Origin of the sequence: Bradyrhizobium sp. HKCCYLRH3073, from assembly GCF_051167995.1 — a bacterium.
In the GTDB taxonomy this organism is placed as follows: domain Bacteria; phylum Pseudomonadota; class Alphaproteobacteria; order Rhizobiales; family Xanthobacteraceae; genus Bradyrhizobium.
The window spans coordinates 549687-567537 of the sequence record NZ_JBNPUD010000004.1; the positions used below are offsets into that span (position 1 = coordinate 549687).

Annotated in this window: 16 protein-coding genes; 8 read left to right on the forward strand and 8 right to left on the reverse strand. The window is 66.0% G+C overall.

Annotation, left to right across the window (positions count from 1 at the left end):
• Positions 1–242 precede the first annotated feature (242 nt).
• The 3 genes from ACQR1X_RS13510 (at position 243) to ACQR1X_RS13520 (ending at position 4080) form a co-directional block, all read left to right on the forward strand.
• Positions 243–1217, forward strand: a complete 975-nt coding sequence (locus ACQR1X_RS13510; protein ID WP_315800839.1) for an NADPH:quinone oxidoreductase family protein — start codon at positions 243–245, stop codon at positions 1215–1217.
• A 528-nt stretch (positions 1218–1745) separates the two neighbouring features.
• Entirely contained in the window at positions 1746–2756 is a 1011-nt protein-coding gene (locus ACQR1X_RS13515) for a hypothetical protein (protein WP_315800838.1), read from the forward strand.
• A gap of 148 nt (positions 2757–2904) precedes the next feature.
• The gene (locus ACQR1X_RS13520; RefSeq protein WP_315800837.1) at positions 2905–4080 is read left to right on the forward strand and encodes a TAXI family TRAP transporter solute-binding subunit; all 1176 of its coding nucleotides are present in this window, start codon (positions 2905–2907) and stop codon (positions 4078–4080) included.
• 120 nt (positions 4081–4200) lie between these two features.
• On the opposite strand, the gene ACQR1X_RS13525 is transcribed toward ACQR1X_RS13520, so the two are convergent.
• Together ACQR1X_RS13525 and ACQR1X_RS13530 are read right to left on the reverse strand one after the other, a co-directional pair.
• Positions 4201–4614, reverse strand: a complete 414-nt coding sequence (locus tag ACQR1X_RS13525; protein ID WP_315800836.1) for a YkvA family protein — start codon at positions 4612–4614, stop codon at positions 4201–4203.
• Between the two features lie 105 nt (positions 4615–4719).
• On the reverse strand, positions 4720–5022 hold the full coding sequence (locus tag ACQR1X_RS13530) for a 4a-hydroxytetrahydrobiopterin dehydratase (RefSeq protein WP_315800835.1): 303 nt from the start codon (positions 5020–5022) through the stop codon (positions 4720–4722).
• Positions 5023–5371: 349 nt separating this feature from the next.
• Here ACQR1X_RS13530 and ACQR1X_RS13535 point away from each other — a divergent pair, with 349 nt between their 5' ends.
• Together ACQR1X_RS13535 and ACQR1X_RS13540 are read left to right on the forward strand one after the other, a co-directional pair.
• Positions 5372–6718 (forward strand): TAXI family TRAP transporter solute-binding subunit, encoded by a 1347-nt coding sequence (locus tag ACQR1X_RS13535; protein WP_316180179.1) that lies wholly within the window; start codon positions 5372–5374, stop codon positions 6716–6718.
• Between the two features lie 139 nt (positions 6719–6857).
• A complete protein-coding gene (locus ACQR1X_RS13540) occupies positions 6858–8429 on the forward strand; it encodes an alkaline phosphatase D family protein (protein ID WP_316180181.1) in 1572 nt (523 codons plus the stop codon).
• A 45-nt stretch (positions 8430–8474) separates the two neighbouring features.
• Here the strand turns inward: ACQR1X_RS13540 and ACQR1X_RS13545 are convergent, their stop codons facing one another.
• Positions 8475–8849: a response regulator gene (locus ACQR1X_RS13545; protein ID WP_315800832.1), complete on the reverse strand. Its 375-nt coding sequence runs from the start codon at positions 8847–8849 to the stop codon at positions 8475–8477.
• Between the two features lie 168 nt (positions 8850–9017).
• On the opposite strand from ACQR1X_RS13545, the gene ACQR1X_RS13550 reads away from it, so the two are divergent.
• The 3 genes from ACQR1X_RS13550 (at position 9018) to ACQR1X_RS13560 (ending at position 13377) form a co-directional block, all read left to right on the forward strand.
• A complete protein-coding gene (locus ACQR1X_RS13550; protein WP_315800831.1) occupies positions 9018–9779 on the forward strand; it encodes a Crp/Fnr family transcriptional regulator in 762 nt (253 codons plus the stop codon).
• A gap of 360 nt (positions 9780–10139) precedes the next feature.
• On the forward strand, positions 10140–11966 hold the full coding sequence (gene typA / locus ACQR1X_RS13555; protein WP_315800830.1) for a translational GTPase TypA: 1827 nt from the start codon (positions 10140–10142) through the stop codon (positions 11964–11966).
• A 166-nt stretch (positions 11967–12132) separates the two neighbouring features.
• Complete coding sequence (locus ACQR1X_RS13560) at positions 12133–13377, forward strand: flavin monoamine oxidase family protein (protein ID WP_434899002.1); 1245 nt, start codon at positions 12133–12135, stop codon at positions 13375–13377.
• Between the two features lie 142 nt (positions 13378–13519).
• Here ACQR1X_RS13560 and ACQR1X_RS13565 read toward each other — a convergent pair whose 3' ends face one another.
• From ACQR1X_RS13565 to ACQR1X_RS13585, 5 genes are all read right to left on the reverse strand, one after another.
• Positions 13520–14422, reverse strand: coding sequence for a LysR family transcriptional regulator (locus ACQR1X_RS13565; protein WP_316238583.1), 903 nt, complete (start codon positions 14420–14422; stop codon positions 13520–13522).
• A 7-nt stretch (positions 14423–14429) separates the two neighbouring features.
• Positions 14430–15491 carry a YeiH family protein gene (locus ACQR1X_RS13570; RefSeq protein ID WP_410051952.1) on the reverse strand — a complete coding sequence of 354 codons (1062 nt, stop codon included), beginning with the start codon at positions 15489–15491 and terminating at the stop codon, positions 14430–14432.
• A gap of 136 nt (positions 15492–15627) precedes the next feature.
• Positions 15628–16038, reverse strand: a complete 411-nt coding sequence (locus ACQR1X_RS13575; protein ID WP_316180185.1) for a thiol-disulfide oxidoreductase DCC family protein — start codon at positions 16036–16038, stop codon at positions 15628–15630.
• Complete coding sequence (locus ACQR1X_RS13580; protein ID WP_316180186.1) at positions 16038–17366, reverse strand: SDR family oxidoreductase; 1329 nt, start codon at positions 17364–17366, stop codon at positions 16038–16040. The genes ACQR1X_RS13575 and ACQR1X_RS13580 overlap by 1 nt, the downstream gene beginning before the upstream one ends.
• A 10-nt stretch (positions 17367–17376) precedes the next feature.
• Entirely contained in the window at positions 17377–17844 is a 468-nt protein-coding gene (locus ACQR1X_RS13585; RefSeq protein WP_316180188.1) for a DUF2269 family protein, read from the reverse strand.
• Positions 17845–17851 lie beyond the last annotated feature (7 nt).

Genomic DNA, 17851 nt, shown 5'->3' on the forward strand with positions numbered 1-17851 from the left:
GACTTCGTTCCACCAATATTGTGACTGGAAAATGGCCCGGAATCGCTGACCGTGGTCGCGATGGATAGCGGCTAAATGCACCGCTTGCAAAGGCCGCAGAGCCGGATTGTCCGGCGCTTCGCGTCCTCGGGCCGGCGTCGCGCCCATGCCGCGGCCCGATGATGATTGTGGCGCGGCGGCAAATCCGGCATGACGTTCCCAAAGCCGGACCTCGATCCGGCGGCAACGACCAAGGAGCGCCCATGAAAGCCATTCTCTGCTCGCAATTCTGTCAGCCCGACGATCTCGTCCTCACCGAGGTGCCAGATCCGGTGGCCGGTCCCGGCGAGGCCGTGATTGCGATCAAGGCGGCGGCGCTGAACTTCTTCGACATCCTGATGATCCAGGGTAAGTACCAGATCAAGCCGCCGTTCCCGTTCTCGCCGGGCGCAGAGGTCGCAGGTGTCATCGAGAGCGTTGGCGATGGCGTCACCGACCTGAAGGTCGGCGACCGTGTCGTCGCCTCCTGCGGCCACAACGGCGCGCGCGAAAAGATCGCGCTGCCGGCCGCGTCGATCGTCAAGATTCCGGACAATCTCGATTTCGATCGCGCCGCGGGCATCATCATCATCTACGGCACCGCGCTGCATGCGCTGGAGGATCGTGCCAGTCCGAAGCCGGGCGAGACGCTGGCGGTGCTTGGTGCCGCCGGCGGCACCGGCCTTGCCGCTTGCGAGCTGGGCAAGCTGATGGGGCTGAAGGTCATCGCCTGTGCCTCTTCGGACGAGAAGCTCGAATTCGCCAGGCAGCACGGCGCGACGCTGACGTTGAACTACGCCAAGGAGGATCTCAAGGAGGGGCTGCGGCGGCTCACCGACGGCAAGGGCGCCGACATCATCTTCGATCCCGTCGGTGGCACCTACGCCGAGGCCGCGCTGCGCTCGATCGCTTGGGAAGGCCGGTTCCTGGTGATCGGCTTCGCCGCCGGCGACATCCCGAAGATGCCGCTGAACCTCGCGCTGCTGAAGGGCTGTGATATCCGCGGCGTGTTCTGGGGCGCCTGGACCCGACTCAACCCCGCCAAGAACCGCGCGAACCTCGAAAAGCTCGTGCAGTGGACCGCGGAGGGCAAGCTGTCGTCGCATGTCGACCGCACCTTCCCGCTGGCGCAGACCGCCGATGCCTTGAAGGTGCTGGCCGGCCGCCAGGCGATGGGCAAGGTGATCCTGCACCCCTGAGGACGTCGCGCAATGAAGGCCCCCGGGGTTGCTGTATTCCCCCGGGGTAGCCTCGCCCTGATCCGCGCAACCAAACCGGGCAGAGCCCTGTCTGTTCTGCGGGCGCAAGGCTCGAGCCGAGCCGGCCCGAGGTCGCTGTGACATCCGCGCGATGCGCGGCGGTCGCAAATTTGTTCGGCGGGCTGCCGCGCCGGCGTCACGGATTCGCAACCGGAAGCAGAAAATCCGAAAACGAGCGTTTCTTGGTTAACGCAACCGCGCCACATTATGGCATGGTTAATTGTAGGGCTTTGCCGTTGTTATCTCGACGTTTCTGGATTTGGTGCCGTGCGATGTCGCACGTGCGTCGCCACAATCAGATCAAAATATTTCCAGAATCATGCCGGCTCTCGTCCACTTTTAGTCGGATTCAATTAGTCAATTAGTTGTCGGCAGTGGGGTGCCTCTGGCAATCGTGACGTGTCTCGAGCTTCTGACGGGCTTGGGACCAAAAGTATGTTGCGTGAAGTTGAGATGGGGATGAAGGCCATGGCTGAGCGGACGACGCGCGGACGTTTCAACAACAGAACTCCTTCGGAGCCTGACTTCAGGCCTTTCCCCGACGAACTCCCTCAGGAGCGCCCACCGAACTATCGTTTCGGCCGGTCGACCCAGGACAACTATCCAAACGACGAATCGATGCCGATGTTCCTCTCTGAGTATGAGAGCGGCAATCAGATCGACAGCACGCATTTCGAGGACCAGTGGCCGGCGCGGACCCGCCGCGTCTCGATCTCGTCCCGGATCCTTCTCGCCGTGGTGGCTGCGGCCGGCGTCGCGGTGCTCTTCGCGCTTGTCACCTCGGATGCGACGCGCGACCTGATCGCCAGTGCCAAGGCTTCCATCATCGGCGCCACGCCGGATCCGACGGCCCCGCCGCAGGCCACCAACACGCAGCTCACCGCGCGCGACATGCAGCTGAACGAGCCGGCGCGACTGCCGCCCGAGCCGCCGGCTGCCGCTGCGGCGCCGGTGCAGACGGCAGCCGTCGCCCCGACGCGTGACGACATCGCCAACGCCTACCAGACAGCGCTGCAGAATCGCAGCGTGACGCAGCCTGCGCCGGTTGCAGCGCCGCCGAGCTTCGCCACGGCACCGGCCGCGCCGGCCCCGAGCGCGATGGAGCCGTCCTCGATCAATTCGCCTGGCGCGGGATCGGCAATCGTCGCACCCGGCCTCGGCGCCGTGACCGCCGCTCCGCCGCCCGCGCAGGTCCGCCGGCTCGATCCCGACGAACTCGCTGGCATCATGAAACGCGCCAAGAGTCTGCTGGCCGCGGGTGACATCCCGCCGGCGCGACTGCTGCTGGAGCGCGCCGCCGAGGCGCAAGAACCGGCCGCGGCGCTGATGCTGGCGCAGACCTACGATCCCCACGTGCTGGGAACGAAGGACATCCGCAATATCAATGCCGATCCGGCTGCGGCTCGCAACTGGTACCGCCGCGCCGCCCAACTCGGCTCGTCAGAGGCGCAGCGCAGGCTCGATCAGCTGCAGAACTGAACGCTCGTGACGGCAGCGATGCCGCCCCGTTTCATTTTTTTGTTTCACGCATGATTTTCGGGTCCGTTCAGGGGCGACGCCAGCCGAGACTTGGCGCTGCCCGCGTCCGGCTCGCAACCATGTGCCAGCCTTACATCAAGGGGGACAGATGCGACGTCTTGTTGGAGCGGCCCTAGCCGCAATGATGATAGCGTGCGGTTTTGCTGCCCACGCCGAGGAAGGCGAGTTCGACCCGGCCAAGGTGAGCGACAGCCTCAAGGCGATCTTCCAGTTCGGCTCGGTGCAGACCAAGCAGGCGCTGAACGCCAACACGGTGACGCTCATCACCGGCACGATCGGCGGCACCTATGTGCAGTTCGGCGCCGACCTGGCCTCGCTGCTCGACGACGGCAACAATCTGCGCGTCCTGCCGATCGTCGGCCGCGGCTCGGTGCAGAGCGTGGCCGACATCCTGTTCCTGCAGGGCGTCGATCTCGGCATCGTCCGCGCCGATACGCTCGACTATCTCGAGCGCAAGGGTTTCGCCAAGGACATCAAGCGGCAGTTCACCTACGTCACCAAGCTCTACAATGAAGAGATGCAGGTGATCGCGCCGCGCGCGGTGCGCAACCTGCGTGACCTCGAGGGCCGCCGCGTCAGCGTCGACCTGCCGAATGGCGGCACCTTCGTCACGGCGCTGACGGTGTTCGAGCGGCTTGGCCTGCGCGCCAACTTCGCCTACATCGAGCAGCGCATCGCGATGGAGAAGCTGAAGCGCGGCGAGCTCGATGCCGTCATCGTGGTCGGCGGCAAGCCCTACAAGTCGGTCTCGACCTTCGTGAACGACGGCCGCTTCCATCTCGTCAACGTCGATTACGATCGACCGCTGCAGACCGACTATCTGCCCGCGACCCTGACGGCGAAGGACTACCCGAACCTGATCGCCGAGGGCGAGAAGGTCGACACGATCGCGGTGCCGGCCGTGCTCGCCGCCTACAATTGGGCGCCGAACACCGACCGCTATCGCAAGCTCGCAACCTTCGTCGACGCCTTCTTCACCAAATTCCCGGCATTCCAGAATCCGCCGTTCCATCCGAAGTGGAAGGAGGTTTCGCTGTCGGCCCCGCTCGCCGGCTGGCAGCGGCTGCCGTCCGCCAGCAAATGGCTGGAGAGCCATGCCATGGAAGGCGCGCAACGCGACCGCTTCGACGACTTCCTGAAGCAGAGCAGCGCCGGCAGGGCGATGCCCAGCCAGGCCGACCGCGAGGCGCTGTTCAAGCAGTACCAGGCCTGGGAGGCCGAGAAGACCGGCAGCGCCCGCGCCCAGGCGCGCGGCCAGCGCTGAGCTCGGAGCGTTCGACGACGTCCCATCAAGAGAAAAGCCCCGCGGATGCGGGGCTTTTTGCTTTTGCGCCCTTCCGAGGCGCTGACTGCGGGCGCCCGGCTTGCCCGGCCGGAGCCGTCGTCAGCCGATCGTCTCGCCGTCCTTCGCGACGTCAGCGTTCTTGTCTGCCGCCAGCCGCGCGAGTACGGCGCGGGCGGCGGCATGATGGTCGGGCGTGATGTTCGAGGCGACCATGCGGATGGCGGTGGCGAGCACCGCCGCGTCGTCGGTGAAGCCGAGGATGGGCAGCACGTCAGGCATGAAGTCGAACGGCACGACGAAGTAGGCGATGGCGCCGAGCAGGGCGACCTGTACGTGCCGGGGTGTCTCCTTGTCGAAGGCGCAGTAATACGCCGCAAGCAGCTCCTCGGCGAATGGCAACCGCGCGACAACCTTCTTGAACTTGATCCAGAAACGACGGCGAAGGGTCTCGCGATCCCGGGCCAGCCGCTCCGCGGGCTCGAAGCCAACGCTGTAGTCGGTCGCATCCGACATGATGTCCGATCTCCGGTTCCAGACGGCGCCGGGGGCGCGGTCCTCGCCCTCGGATGTGGTGATGGCGACGCCGGCCGCAAGGCGCGTGCCGTCGTCGCCAAGGCCTCAGCCGCGCATCGTCGCGGCGATCGCGTTCATCGCCTTGGCGAGCTCGATGTCGCGCAGGGTCACGCCGCCGGCGTCATGGGTCGTGAGGACCACCTCGACGGTGCGGTAGACGTTGCGCCACTCGGGATGATGGTCAGCCTTTTCGGCGACCAGGGCGACGCGGGTCATGAAGCCGAAGGCTTCGTTGAAGTCTGTGAATGTGAACGTGCGGGCGATGGCCTCACGGCCCACCGCCTCGGACCAGCCGGGAAGCTCCCGCAAGGCAGTGGCGCGTGCCTCCGCCGACAATCGTTGCGGCATCTCGATCTCCTCTCGTGGTGCAATCGACCGGACACGTGGCAACATCCGGGCGATTGCGGGGTCTACCTCCAGCCGGATCGCGCTGGGGTCCGCCCGATCAGAGCCTTGTCACAGGCCGTTGCCGGAGGGGCTCGGACCTGTCCCGATCCCCCGGTGGCTGGTGCGATGGTAACCATGACGCAGATGTCACCCCGGGCGGACAAGAAATTTGCTACAGTTCAGCTCTATCGAAGGACGACGTGGCCAGACGAAGCCGCCTGTGGCATCGCCCGGGCCCAGGACCACCGGAGGACAGAATCTGGTAGATGCTCAGACCACGCCAGCGCAGCGCTCACGGATGCGCCCTGCCGTGTTCATCGTCATCGCCGGGATCCTTGCGGTCGTCGGCGCTTTGACGGGTGCCTACTATTTTGCGATGCGTCCCGTGGTGCTCAAGATCGCGGTCGGTCCGCCCAACAGCGACGACCTGAAGGTCGTCCAGGCCCTGACCCAGGCCTTTTCCCAGTCGCACGCCTCCGTCAGGCTGCGGCCGGTTCCGACCGAGGGCGCCGCCGAGAGCGCGCAGGCGCTGGCCGCCGCCAAGGTGGATCTTGCGATCGTGCGGGGTGACCTCGAGGTCCCAAAGAACGCACAGGCGGTGGCGACGCTGCGCAAGAACGTCGTCATCCTCTGGGTGCCCTCGTCCGGCAAGGGCAAGAGCCGCAAAGGTGGCGCCAAGATCACGAAGATCTCGCAGCTCGCGGGCCACAAAGTCGGCATCATCGGCCGGACGCCGGCGAACGCGAACCTGCTGAAGGTCATCCTGCGCCAATATGGCGTCGACCCCAGCAAGGTCGAGATCGTCCAATTCCCGATCACCGAGGCCGCCGAAGCGGTCCGAAGCCAGAGGGCCGATGTCTATCTGGCGGCCGGTCCCATCAACAGCAAGATCACGGCGGATGCGATCGCCGCCGCCACCAAGGAAAGCGGGCCTCCGACGTTCCTGGCCATCGATTCCGCCGCAGCCATCGCACAGAACCATCCCGAATACGAGGCCACCGAGATTCCGGCCGGCGCGTTCGGCGGGGCGCCCGATCGCCCCGAAGATGAAGTGAAGACGATCAGCTTCAATCACCACATCGTGGCACGCAAGGGCCTCACCGACTCGACGGTCTCGACGTTCACGCATCAGCTGTTCTCGGTGCGCCAGCAATTGCTGTCGGAATTTCCGCTTGCCGCCAAGATCGAGACGCCGGACACCGACAAGGACGCGGCGATCCCCGCTCATCCCGGCGCGGCGGCGTTCGTCGACGGCGAGGAGAAGACCTTCCTCGACCGCTACAGCGACTACATCTGGTGGAGCCTGATGGCGCTTTCGGCGATGGGTTCGGCCGGTGCGTGGTTCGCCGGCTATCTCAAGCGCGACGAACGCACCATCAACACCTCGCTGCGCGATCGTCTGCTGGAGATGATCACCATCGCGCGCAGGAGCGATTCGACCGAGGAGCTCGACCAATTGCAGAGCGAGGCCGACGAGATCCTGCGCAACACGCTGACCTTCTTCGAGGACGGTGCGATCGAGCACGCTGCGTTGACCGCGTTCAACATCGCGCTCGAGCAGTTCCACAACGCGGTGGCCGATCGCAAGCTCATCCTGATGAGCATGCCCGCCAATCTGCAGCGAACCGGCGCGCAGTTGCGTGCCGCCGGCACCTGAGGTCGGACCACGCTTGCGCTGCGGCCGTGTCACGCGGCGGCCGGGGCGCGATTGTAATTCCAGCGTCATCAATCTTTCCTAGGTCTGCCGGGCCGTGACTCGCGCCTGCTCCCGCGCGCGATCCGACCAGGAGATCCGCATGACGCTTCGCATTCCTCGACCGCACACAGCCCTGTCCCGCCGCCGCTTCCTGTCGACGGCCGCCGCAGCCGGCGTCACGACGCTGGCGATGCCCTATCTGAGCCGCGCCGCCGACCGGCCGCAGATCACGCATGGCGTGCAGTCCGGCGACGTCGGCATGGATGGCGGCGTGGTCTGGGCGCGTGCCGATCGGCCGTCGCAGATGCTGGTCGAGGTGGCGACCACCGAATCGTTCAAGGACGCGCGGGCGCTGCCACCGATCGCCGCGCTTCCGGAGAGCGACTTCACGGCCAAGATGCTGATCGAAGGCCTGCCGAGCGGCCAGGACATCTTCTACCGCGTCAAGTTCCGCGACCTGTCGCATACCGCGGTCGAAAGCGAGGCCGTGGCCGGCCGCTTCCGCACCGCGCCCGGCAACAAGCGCGACGTCTCGTTCGTCTGGGGCGGGGATGTGGCGGGGCAGGGCTGGGGCATCAATCCCGATGATGGCGGCATGTTCACCTTTGCGACGATGAAGAAGCACCGCCCGGATTTCTTCCTGCATTCCGGCGACACCATCTATGCCGACGGCCCGATCAAGTCCGAGGTAAAGCTGCCGGACAACAAGGTGTGGAAGAACCTCACCGTGGAAGAGAAGGCCAAGGTCGCCGAGACGCTCGACGAATTCCGAGCCGCCCACAAATACAATTTCCTCGACGAGAACGTTCGCGCCTTCAATGCCGAGGTGCCGATCTTCGTGCAGTGGGACGATCATGAGGTCACCAACAACTGGTCGGCTTCCAAGGAGCTGCCGGCGAGCTACAAGGAGCGCAACATCCAGCTGCTCGCGGCCCGCGCGGCGCGCGCCTTCCACGAGATGTATCCGATGCGCGAGAGCATCATCGAGCCGGGCCGCGTCTATCGCACCATCAACTACGGTCCGCATCTCGACGTGTTCGTGCTCGACGAGCGCAGCTACCGCGGCGCCAACGGTCCCAATCTCGAGGACAAATATGGCCCGGCGTCCTACTTCATCGGGCCGGAGCAGATGCGCTGGCTGAAGCAGGCGCTGCTCAATTCGCGCGCGACCTGGAAGGTGATCGCCTCCGACATGCCGCTCAGCATCATCGTCTATGACGACGCGGCCAACAAGAAGGGCTCGGAAGCCATCGCCCAGGGTGACGGCCCGGCGCGCGGCCGCGAGCTCGAGATTGCCGAGATCCTGCGCTTCATCAAGACGGCGCCGATCCAGAACACGGTGTGGCTGACGGCGGACGTGCACTACGCGGCCGCGCATTATTACGATCCGAACAAGGCGCAGTTCCAGGACTTCGAGCCGTTCTGGGAGTTCGTCTCCGGTCCGTTGCATGCCGGCACGTTCGGTCCGAACGAGCTCGACAACACCTTCGGCCCCGAGGTGCGCTTCATCAAGGCGCCCGGCCTCGACAAGCAGAACCTGCCGCCATCGGCCGGGATGCAGTTCTTCGGCCACGTCAAGATCGAAGGCGCAACGGGCCAGATGACCGTGACCCTGCGGGATCGCGCCGACGTCGCGCTGTGGTCGACCACGCTCGATCCGAAGCTCGGCTGAGGTCTTGTTGCTCGGCGGCAACACGATCGCGTGCTGCGACGGCAACTAATCGCGTCGCCGCAGCACGGCCTCCAGCGCCTCGGTCGGGCACGGCTTCGGCAGCCGCGGCCGGTCGGCGAATGCGGCCGGCACGCGGTCGGCGCCATAACCGGTCGAGAATGCGAAGGGAATGCCGAGCGCCGCCAGCCGCTCGGCAATCGCAAAGCTCTTCTCGCGGACCAGGCCGACATCGAGGAGTGCGAATTGCGGGACACGCTCGGCGATCATGGCGAGCGCGGTGGCGACGTCGGCTGCGATCCTGATGTCGGGAACGCCGAGGTCGGTGATCGTGTCTTCCAATCCGAGCGCAATGATGGGGTCGTCTTCGACGACCAGCACATGCTGATAGAACTCGGGCACGCCTGATTGCGAGCTGGTCATGGGATCTGCGGGTTCCAGGAGGAGGGACGGACCCCGCGGCCGGCGCCTCCTCTCGAGCGCGCTGGCGGGTTCCTGGAACCAAGGCAGCATATCAGAGTTCCTCTGTCGGTGCACTTGTGAACACAAGGAGCACGGATCACGCACATGCGTTGCGCACGGGGGATGACGATGCTGAGCCAGGGTGTGACCACGCTGAGCCGGGAACGGCCCTACAACAACCTGCTGCGGCGGCTCAGTCCGGCCGACTACGCGCTGATCTCGCCGAATCTGGTCGAGGACACGGCAACGCCGAACGAGCTGCTCTACAGTCCGGGCGACGACGTGCAGATCGTGCATTTTCCCTGCGGGCCGGCGCTGACGTCCTATCTCGTTCCCAATGAGGACGGTCGCGACGTCGAGACCATCCTGGTCGGCCGCGAGGGCGCCGTCGGCGGGATCGTCAGCGAGGGCTTCCTGCCCGCCTATACGCGGATCGTCGTCAAGTTCGGCGGCCCGTTCGCCCGGCTGCCGTTGTCCCGCCTGGCGGCCGCCAAGCTGCAATCCAAGACGCTGCGCAACGTGTTCGCGCGCTACGCCGATTGCATGCTGGCGCAGATGTTCCAGTCGACCGCCTGCAACGCGATCCATTCGATCGAGCAGCGCACGGCGAAGTGGATCGTGGCCGCGATGGACCGCACCGATGGCGAGCCGATCGTGCCGCTGACGCATGAGCAGCTGGCCACCCTGCTGGGCGTCGGCCGCAGCTACGTCAGCCGGGTTGTCCAGACCTTCAGGGCCGAGGGCATTCTCGAAACCCGCCGCGGCGCCTTCATGGTGCGGGACTTCGACGCGCTGAAGCGCCGTTCCTGCCTGTGCAACGAGGCCGTGAAGACCCATTTCGAGGAGGTCCTGCGCGGTGTCTATCCGACCGAGCAGGCCGAGGCGGGCTGAGCCCGCAGGCGCCATTGACTTTCCGCGCATGGGCGCAGCGGCCGCGTCGGCCGTCAGCGTTTTCTCCCGCGCGGCCGGAGGCGCGTGGCGGCGGAGGCATTAGCCAGCCGCCCGGAAACTGCTCCTCGCTCCTGAAAGCAGTCATTGTTTTTTGGCATTTTCTGCCTATATTGCGCCGCAACGCGCGAGGTCTGCCCGGTCGATTGGCCGGGCTTCCTATTTGGGGCTGCCGGCCCCTGCCGCCGAACGAGTTTCGCGAGCGCGCGTCGCAAAGCTAACAGCTTGATTCGACTATCATAAAGCGCGCGCCCCGCCGGGGACAGAGCACGGGCTCTTGAGAAAGCTTAGAAGACACCGACCATGAACCTCCGTAACATCGCTATCATCGCCCACGTTGACCACGGCAAGACGACCCTGGTCGACAAGCTGCTGCAGCAATCCGGTACCTATCGCGAAAACCAGCGTCAGGTTGAGCGCGCGATGGATTCGAACGATCTGGAACGCGAGCGCGGCATCACCATTCTGGCCAAGTGCACCTCGGTGCAGTGGAAGGATACCCAGATCAACATCGTCGACACCCCCGGCCACGCCGATTTCGGCGGCGAGGTCGAGCGCATCCTGTCGATGGTCGACGGCGTGATCGTGCTGGTCGATGCCGCCGAAGGCCCGATGCCGCAGACCAAGTTCGTGGTCGGCAAGGCGCTCAAGCTCGGCCTGAAGCCGATCGTCGCCATCAACAAGGTCGACCGGCCCGACGCGCGCATCACCGAAGTCGTCAACGAGGTGTTCGACCTGTTCGCCGCCCTCGATGCCACCGATGAGCAGCTCGATTTTCCGATCCTCTACGGGTCGGGCAAGAACGGCTGGATGGGCACCTCGCCCGATGCCTCGCACGAAGACGGCATGCAGCCGCTGTTCGATCTCGTCATCAAGCATGTGGCGCCGCCGGTGGTCGAAGAGGGCCCGTTCCGGCTGCTCGGCACCATTCTCGAGGCCAACCCCTATCTCGGCCGCATCATCACCGGGCGCATCGCGTCCGGCACGGTGAAGCCGAACCAGGCGGTCAAGGTGCTGTCGCGTGAAGGCAAGCTGATCGAGACCGGCCGCATCACCAAGATCCTGGCGTTCAGGGGTCTCGAGCGCCAGCCCGTGGACTTCGCCGAAGCCGGCGACATCGTCGCCATCGCGGGCCTCACCAAGGGCACCGTGGCCGATACGTTCTGCGATCCGGTCGTCGAGAGCCCGCTGCAGGCGCAGCCGATCGATCCGCCGACCGTGTCGATGTCGTTCATCGTCAACAATTCGCCGCTCGCCGGCACCGAAGGCGACAAGGTCACCAGCCGCTTGATCCGCGACCGCCTGCTGCGCGAGGCCGAGGGCAATGTCGCGCTGCGTGTGGTGGAATCGCAGGACAAGGACGCGATGGAAGTGTCCGGCCGCGGCGAATTGCAACTCGCGATCCTGATCGAGACCATGCGCCGCGAAGGCTTCGAGCTCTCCGTGTCCCGTCCGCGCGTCGTGTTCGAGAAGGACCCGGCCACCGGCCAGACCCTGGAGCCCATCGAGGAAGTCGTGATCGACGTCGACGAGGAGCATTCCGGCGTCGTCGTGCAGAAGATGAGCGAGCGCAAGGCCGAGCTGATCGAGATGCGGCCGTCCGGCGGCAACCGTCTGCGGCTGGTGTTCTACGCGCCGACCCGCGGCCTGATCGGCTATCAGGGCGAGCTGATGACCGACACCAAGGGCACGGCGATCATGAACCGCCTGTTCCACAACTACCTGCCGTACAAGGGCGCGATCCAGGGCCGCCGCAACGGCGTCCTGATCTCGAACGACCAGGGCGAGGCCGTGGCCTACGCGATGTTCAAGCTGGAGGACCGCGGCCCGATGATGATCGAGCCGGGCTGGAAGGTCTACAAGGGCATGATCGTCGGCGAGCACACCCGTGACAACGATCTCGAGATCAACGTCCTCAAGGGCAAGCAGCTCACCAACATCCGCACCACCTCGAAGGATGAGGCCGTCCGTCTGACTCCGCCGATCCGGATGACGCTGGAAAAGGCGCTGGCCTATATCGAGGACGACGAGTTGGTGGAGATCACGCCGAAGTCGATCCGCCTGCGCAAGAAGCACCTCGACCCGAACGAGCGCAAGCGCGCGGAGAAGCAGAAGGAAGCGGTGGCGTAAGGCCAGCCTTTGCTCTTTCCTTCGTCATGGCCGGGCTTGACCCGGCCATCCACGGTCTGGCGCCGTGGAAGCGACGGCGTGGATGCCCGGGCCTTCGCCGCGCCGAAGCGGCTTCGGCCGCGCAGGCGGGTCAAGCCCGGGCATGACGACGGAGTTGGATGAGCCAATGTCCTTTCCACTCTCCACCGACATCGCCATCATCGGGGCCGGCGCGGCCGGCCTCGGCGCCGCGCACGCACTGAAGAACGCGGGCGTCTCCTTCATCGTGCTGGAGGCGCGCGACCGCATCGGCGGGCGAGCCCACACCATCATGGCCTCGCCCGAGGTGACCTTCGATCTCGGCTGCGGCTGGCTGCATTCGGCCGATCGCAATTCGTTCGTCGCCATCGCCGAGAAGCTCGCTTTCGCCATCGACAAGTCACGTCCGCCGTGGCGCGACCAGGCCTATGACGCGGCATTCCCGCAGCCTGAGCGCGAGGATTTCCTTTGCGCGCTGGAGTCGTTCTTCACCCGCACGGCAGATGCTGCCAAGAGCGGCCGCGATGCGCCTGCGAGCATCTGCCTCGAGCCCGGCAATCGCTGGAACGGCATGATCGATGCGATCTGCACCTATCTCAACGGCTGCGAGCTCGAGCAGATGTCGCTGCTCGACTTCGAGGCCTATGAGGACACCGAGCTGAACTGGCGGATCCGCCGCGGCTATGGCGCGCTGGTTGCCGCCTACGGTGCCGGCCTGCCAATCGCGCTGAACTGCGACGTCACGCGGATCGATCACAGCGACAAGCCTATCCGTCTGACGACATCACAGGGCACGCTGACCGCCGACAAGGTGATCGTCACCGTGCCGACCAATCTCATCGCGGACGAGGCGATCCGCTTTACGCCCGGATTGCCGGCCAAGGTCGAAGCCGCCGCCGGTCTGCCGCTCGGCCTCGACAACAAGGTGACGCTGGCGCTCGACGGCTGGGAGCACCTGCCAAAAGATTCCGGGATGCGCGGCCGCAGCAGCACCGCGCGGGTCGGCAGCTTCCAGCTGCGCCCGTTCGGCCAGCCTTGCATCGAAGGCTTCTACGGCGGCAGCTTCGCCCGCGACATCGAAGCGGCCGGCGAGGGCGCGCTCGCGGCCCAGGCGATCGATGACGTCGTCGCGCTGCTCGGCGGCGACATCCGCAAAAGTCTCAAGCCGCTCGCCGAGTCGCGCTGGGGTGCCGACCCGTTCGCGCGCGGCGCCTATTCGCATGCGCTGCCGGGCCATGCCGACAAGCGCGCGGTGTTCGCCGCGCCGGTCGATGACCGCCTGTTCTTCGCTGGGGAAGCGACGCCATCGGACTTCTTCTCCACCGCCCATGGCGCGCGAGACTCGGGCGAGCGGGCGGCGCGGGAAGCGTTGGCATCGTTACGTAAGCCCTAGTCCTTCCTTCGTCATTGCGAGCGCAGCGAAGCAATCCAGGGTCACGCAGGTGGTCGCAGTTCTGGATCGCTTCGCTGCGCTCGCGATGACGGAATTCGTTGATCCAGATTCGATTCTCTCTGTGATTTTCGCGGTTCAGCCGTCACCGATGAGTGTCGACAGCCGCGGTCTCCCCTGCGATTCGCAGGAACTCCCGCGCAGCCTGGGTCTGATGGTGCTCCTTGTGGCGCAGGCTGTAGAAGCGGCGCTTGGGCAGTTCGATATTGGCGACAGCAAGCAGGCCCGCCTTGACCGCGCGCATCACGACGAGGCGCGACAGCACCGTGACGCCGGCGCCGGCCTCGACGGCGCCGCGCACGGCTTCGTTGGACGGCAGATCGAACGCCACGTCGAGCTCGGCTGGCGCGATCCCGAACCCGCCGAGCGCTGATTCGAGCACGGCGCGCGTGCCGGAGCCCTGCTCGCGCAGCACCCAGCGTGCCGTCTTCAGGTCTCTGGTTGTGACAGACGCGCCGCGGCACAGGGGATGATCGATCGGCCCGACCAGCACCATTTCGTCCTCGGCGACCGGCTGGGCCGCGAGCGCGGGATCGTCGACGTCGCCCTCGACGAAGCCGAGATCGGCGGAGCCTTCGCGCACCCGGTCCGCCACCTGCTCCGTATTGCCGATCGACAGTTGCAGCTTGATGGCGGGATGCGCCGTCTTGAAACGGTGAATGAAGGCCGGCAGCCAATAGCCGGCGATGGTCTGGCTCGCGGCCAGCGCCAGCTGCCCCCGCTTCAGGCCGGCGAGATCGTTCAGCACGGTCTCGGCTGCGGCCGCGCGCGCCAGCACCGCCTTTGCTTCGACGAGAAACGCCTTCCCGGTCGCCGTGAGCACGATGCGGCGTCCGACACGATCGAACAGCTTGGTCTCGTAGCGGGCTTCGAGCGCGGCCACGGCCGCCGATGTCGCCGACTGGGTCAGATTGAGGTCGCGGGCCGCCTGGGTGACGTGCTCGCGGGTCGCGACCGCAACGAAAATCCTGAGCTGTTCGAGCGTCACATGCGTCCTACGTGGTCAGCTTCACCAGGGCCAGGCTGAAGCCTGCGATGAACAGGAAGGCGAGCAGGCCCAGCGCCAGCGGCCGCAGGCCCTTTGCCTTGAGCTTGGCGAAATCGGTTTCCAGTCCCATCGCGGCCAGCGCCATCGACAGCAGGAATGTGGTCGCCGTCACGATCACCGTCTTCATCTCGGCGGGAATGCTGATCACGCTGTTGAGGCCGACCAGCGCGATGAAGCCGAACACGAACCAGGGCAGTGGCGGCTGCGCATTGCCCCGGGTCTCGCCGCCATGGCGCACACGCCGCGTTGCCAGCAGGCCGAGCGTGAGCACGACCGGCGCCAGCAGCATCACGCGGGCCAGCTTGGCGATGGTGCCGAACTCGCCGGCCTGCTGGCCCTGCTGAAACGCGGCCGCGACCACCTGGGCGATCTCGTGAATGGAGGCGCCACTCCACAGGCCGAAGGCGTGCGCGTCGAGATGCAGCAGCGCCGGAAGCAGCGGATAGATGAACATCGCGATCGAGCCGAACACCGTGACGCAGGCCACCGCATAGGCGACGTCCTCGTCATGGGCGCGCGTGACCGTGTTGGTCGCGATCACGGCGGACGCGCCGCAGATCGAGGTCCCCGCGGCGATCAGCTCCGCCAGCTTGCGGTTGACGCCGAGCAGCCGTCCCATCCACACCGTGAACAGGAAGGTGCCGGTGAGGCTCAGGGCGATCACGGCGAGACCACGCGCGCCGACCTCGACGATCTGGGCCGCCGTCAGCTGCAGGCCGAGCAGGATGATCGCCAGCCGCAGGACGCGGCGCATCGAGAAGGCGACGCCGGGCTTTGCCCGCGCCGGGGTGCCGACCACGTTGTGCAGCGCCATCCCTGCCACGATCGCCAGGATCATCGGGCTGAACAGGCCGAGGCCCGGCAGCAGCCGCAGCCCGAAGGCGCCGGCCGCGAGCGCGGCTGACAGCGCGAGCCCGGGCAGCAGCGCCGATGCCGCCGGCGCGTGCGCAGGTCGATGATGAACGGCAATGGGCGCATCGGCGATCAGATCATGCGAAGGGGCAGTCATGGAAATCTCTCCCAAACCAAGTCTGGGGAGAAGAATTTCATGCTGTTATCAATCGATCCAACAGATTATATTGTATGTATCATTCGTTTCAATCGATTAATTGGCGGCTCGCTGCCGCATCTCAGCGCCGACCCGATCACTGCTCCAGCACCCGATTGCGCAGCTCGGCATCCGGCACGAAGCAGGATTCGTATTTGCCGAAGATGTGGTAGCGGTTGCGCGCGACCACGCTGTAGACCACATCGCGCAGCGGCTTCGGAATGGCGAGCAGCGCGCGCGTCCAGCCCCAGCCCGGCAGGTTCGACAAGACGGTCAGCGCAGCATCGGATTTCAAATGCGCCGTGCCGCCATGCACGACGGCGTTGGTGTCGGGATCCCGGGGATCGATGCCGAAGGCCTGCGCCAGCCGGGTGCCGTATGGCGACTGGATCGGCGTGAACCGGAAACGCTTGGCGGCGTCGCGCGCGATCACGAACTGCACCCAGCGGGAGCAGAACACACAGACGCCGTCGTAGAGAATCACGTCGTCGTCGGGCCAGTTGGTCATCAGCGATTGTCCATCATGAGCAGCGCGACCAGCATCAGCACGATCGCCGGTTCCGTCTTCACCAATGCGCCGAGCGGTTCGAGCCAGAGATCAGGCGTCAGCACCGCGCAGCCCACCATGTAGCCGAGCGAGACGAAGATGCCGGTAGCGAGGCCGAAAGTCGCCGTTTTGCGGAACGCGATCAACACGCCGACCGAGATGTCCATCATGCTGGTGATCGCCGCGAACGGAACGGCGAACCAGTCGGGCCAGCCGCGCGTGGTTAGGATCGCCGTGGTCGCGGGAAACGAGATGAACAGCGCAATCGACCCCGATGCGACCCAGAACAGCACGAGGCTCGCGATGATCAGCGCCTTGATCAGGAACAGCCGCGCGAACCATTTGTCCTGAATGGTGGCGCCATGCGCGCCGACGGCGCGGTCCAGCGTCGCGGGTGTGATGCCGGTTGCCGCGATCCACGGTGCGGGATCGCCTTGCACCCCGCGGCGAAGCTCGGCGATCGCGGTGGTGCGCATCGGCGGCATCCAGCCGAGCCGGCTGCAGAGGTCACCGGCGAAAGCGCCGAGATTGATCAGGGTCGCAGGCACGGCAACGCGTGGCCAATCCATCGTGCCGAAACTGCGACGAAACGCGCCGATGACGTCGCCGAGCGTCACCGCCTCCGGCTGCATCAGGTCCCAGCTCACCGCGCGCGTCGCCTCGTCATCGGTCGGCTGCATTGCAAGCCAGGCGATGGTCGTGGCGATGTCCGCCACCGCCACCGGCTGGAACGGCGTCGCCGCATCCTTCGCCGGCAGGTCGACCGGGAGCGCTGCCAGCGCGCGGACCATCGCGCTGCCGCCATAGGCCGACGGTGCGATCACGAAGCCCGGGCGCAGGATGGCGTGGGCAATGCCTGAGGATGCAATCAGCCGCTCCGCCTCGCGCTTGGTGGTGGCGAAGGCGGTGTGATCCTCGTCGGCCATGCCGGGGATCGAGATGTGGATGAAGCGCACGCGACGGCCGCAGGCCGTGATCGCCGCGAGCAGGCGCGCGACGAAGTCGCGATGCACGGCAGCGGTGTCGCTCCCCGGACCATCCTGCAGCACGCCGAGGCAATTGACGACGACGTCGCTCTCGTGAGCGCGGATCAGGCTCGCCAAGGCCGGCGCATCGAGCGCCATGATCGGCAGCTCGATGTCGAACGGCGACGCGCGTTGCGAGGGCGAGAACGCGCGCGCGACACCGACCGTCGTACAGCCACGCTGGCGCAGATCGTCGGTGATGAAGCGTCCGATCAGGCCGGAGGCGCCGAGCACGAGGATGCGGGAGTTGACCGAACGGATCATGCGCCTGTCCTCAGAACGGCTTTGCGATCATCAGCCACAGGATGGCCATGACCGCGCCGAAACCGGGGATGCCACACAGGAACCAGCGGCGGAAGACGATGAAATAGCGCGGCGGCAGCTTCTCGGCGCCGATGTCCGCGAGGCGCGCCAGGTCGCGCAGCTCGATCTGCATGAAGATCACCGGCACCCAGAACAGGCCGGCAACGGCGTAGAGCGCGAGCGAGGTGAGCAGCCAGCCGTCGGTGACGGCCGTCGACGACAGCCACATCAGCGTGCCGCCGGTGATCGGCTGCAGCAGCACGGCCGACAGCGTGAACAGCATGTCGGCGATCACCACGACGCCGGCGGTGCGCGCGATGAACGCGGCCTCGCCGCTGAGATGCGCCATCAGCATGAAGAATGCGATCCCCGTGCCGGTGCCGAGAATGACGATGGCGCCGAGCACGTGGAGATATTTGACCAGGAAATACAGCGTCATCGTGTCC

What these genes read in the sequence shown, in the direction of transcription:
- ACQR1X_RS13510 (WP_315800839.1), top strand. Translation starts at nt 243, where the DNA reads ATGAAAGCCATTCTCTGCTCGCAATTCTGTCAGCCCGACGATCTCGTC.
- ACQR1X_RS13515 (WP_315800838.1), top strand. Translation starts at nt 1,746, where the DNA reads ATGGCTGAGCGGACGACGCGCGGACGTTTCAACAACAGAACTCCTTCG.
- ACQR1X_RS13520 (WP_315800837.1), top strand. Translation starts at nt 2,905, where the DNA reads ATGCGACGTCTTGTTGGAGCGGCCCTAGCCGCAATGATGATAGCGTGC.
- ACQR1X_RS13525 (WP_315800836.1), bottom strand. Translation starts at nt 4,614, where the DNA reads ATGTCGGATGCGACCGACTACAGCGTTGGCTTCGAGCCCGCGGAGCGG.
- ACQR1X_RS13530 (WP_315800835.1), bottom strand. Translation starts at nt 5,022, where the DNA reads ATGCCGCAACGATTGTCGGCGGAGGCACGCGCCACTGCCTTGCGGGAG.
- ACQR1X_RS13540 (WP_316180181.1), top strand. Translation starts at nt 6,858, where the DNA reads ATGACGCTTCGCATTCCTCGACCGCACACAGCCCTGTCCCGCCGCCGC.
- ACQR1X_RS13545 (WP_315800832.1), bottom strand. Translation starts at nt 8,849, where the DNA reads ATGACCAGCTCGCAATCAGGCGTGCCCGAGTTCTATCAGCATGTGCTG.
- ACQR1X_RS13550 (WP_315800831.1), top strand. Translation starts at nt 9,018, where the DNA reads ATGCTGAGCCAGGGTGTGACCACGCTGAGCCGGGAACGGCCCTACAAC.
- typA (WP_315800830.1), top strand. Translation starts at nt 10,140, where the DNA reads ATGAACCTCCGTAACATCGCTATCATCGCCCACGTTGACCACGGCAAG.
- ACQR1X_RS13560 (WP_434899002.1), top strand. Translation starts at nt 12,133, where the DNA reads ATGTCCTTTCCACTCTCCACCGACATCGCCATCATCGGGGCCGGCGCG.
- ACQR1X_RS13570 (WP_410051952.1), bottom strand. Translation starts at nt 15,491, where the DNA reads ATGACTGCCCCTTCGCATGATCTGATCGCCGATGCGCCCATTGCCGTT.
- ACQR1X_RS13575 (WP_316180185.1), bottom strand. Translation starts at nt 16,038, where the DNA reads ATGACCAACTGGCCCGACGACGACGTGATTCTCTACGACGGCGTCTGT.
- ACQR1X_RS13580 (WP_316180186.1), bottom strand. Translation starts at nt 17,366, where the DNA reads ATGATCCGTTCGGTCAACTCCCGCATCCTCGTGCTCGGCGCCTCCGGC.
- ACQR1X_RS13585 (WP_316180188.1), bottom strand. Translation starts at nt 17,844, where the DNA reads ATGACGCTGTATTTCCTGGTCAAATATCTCCACGTGCTCGGCGCCATC.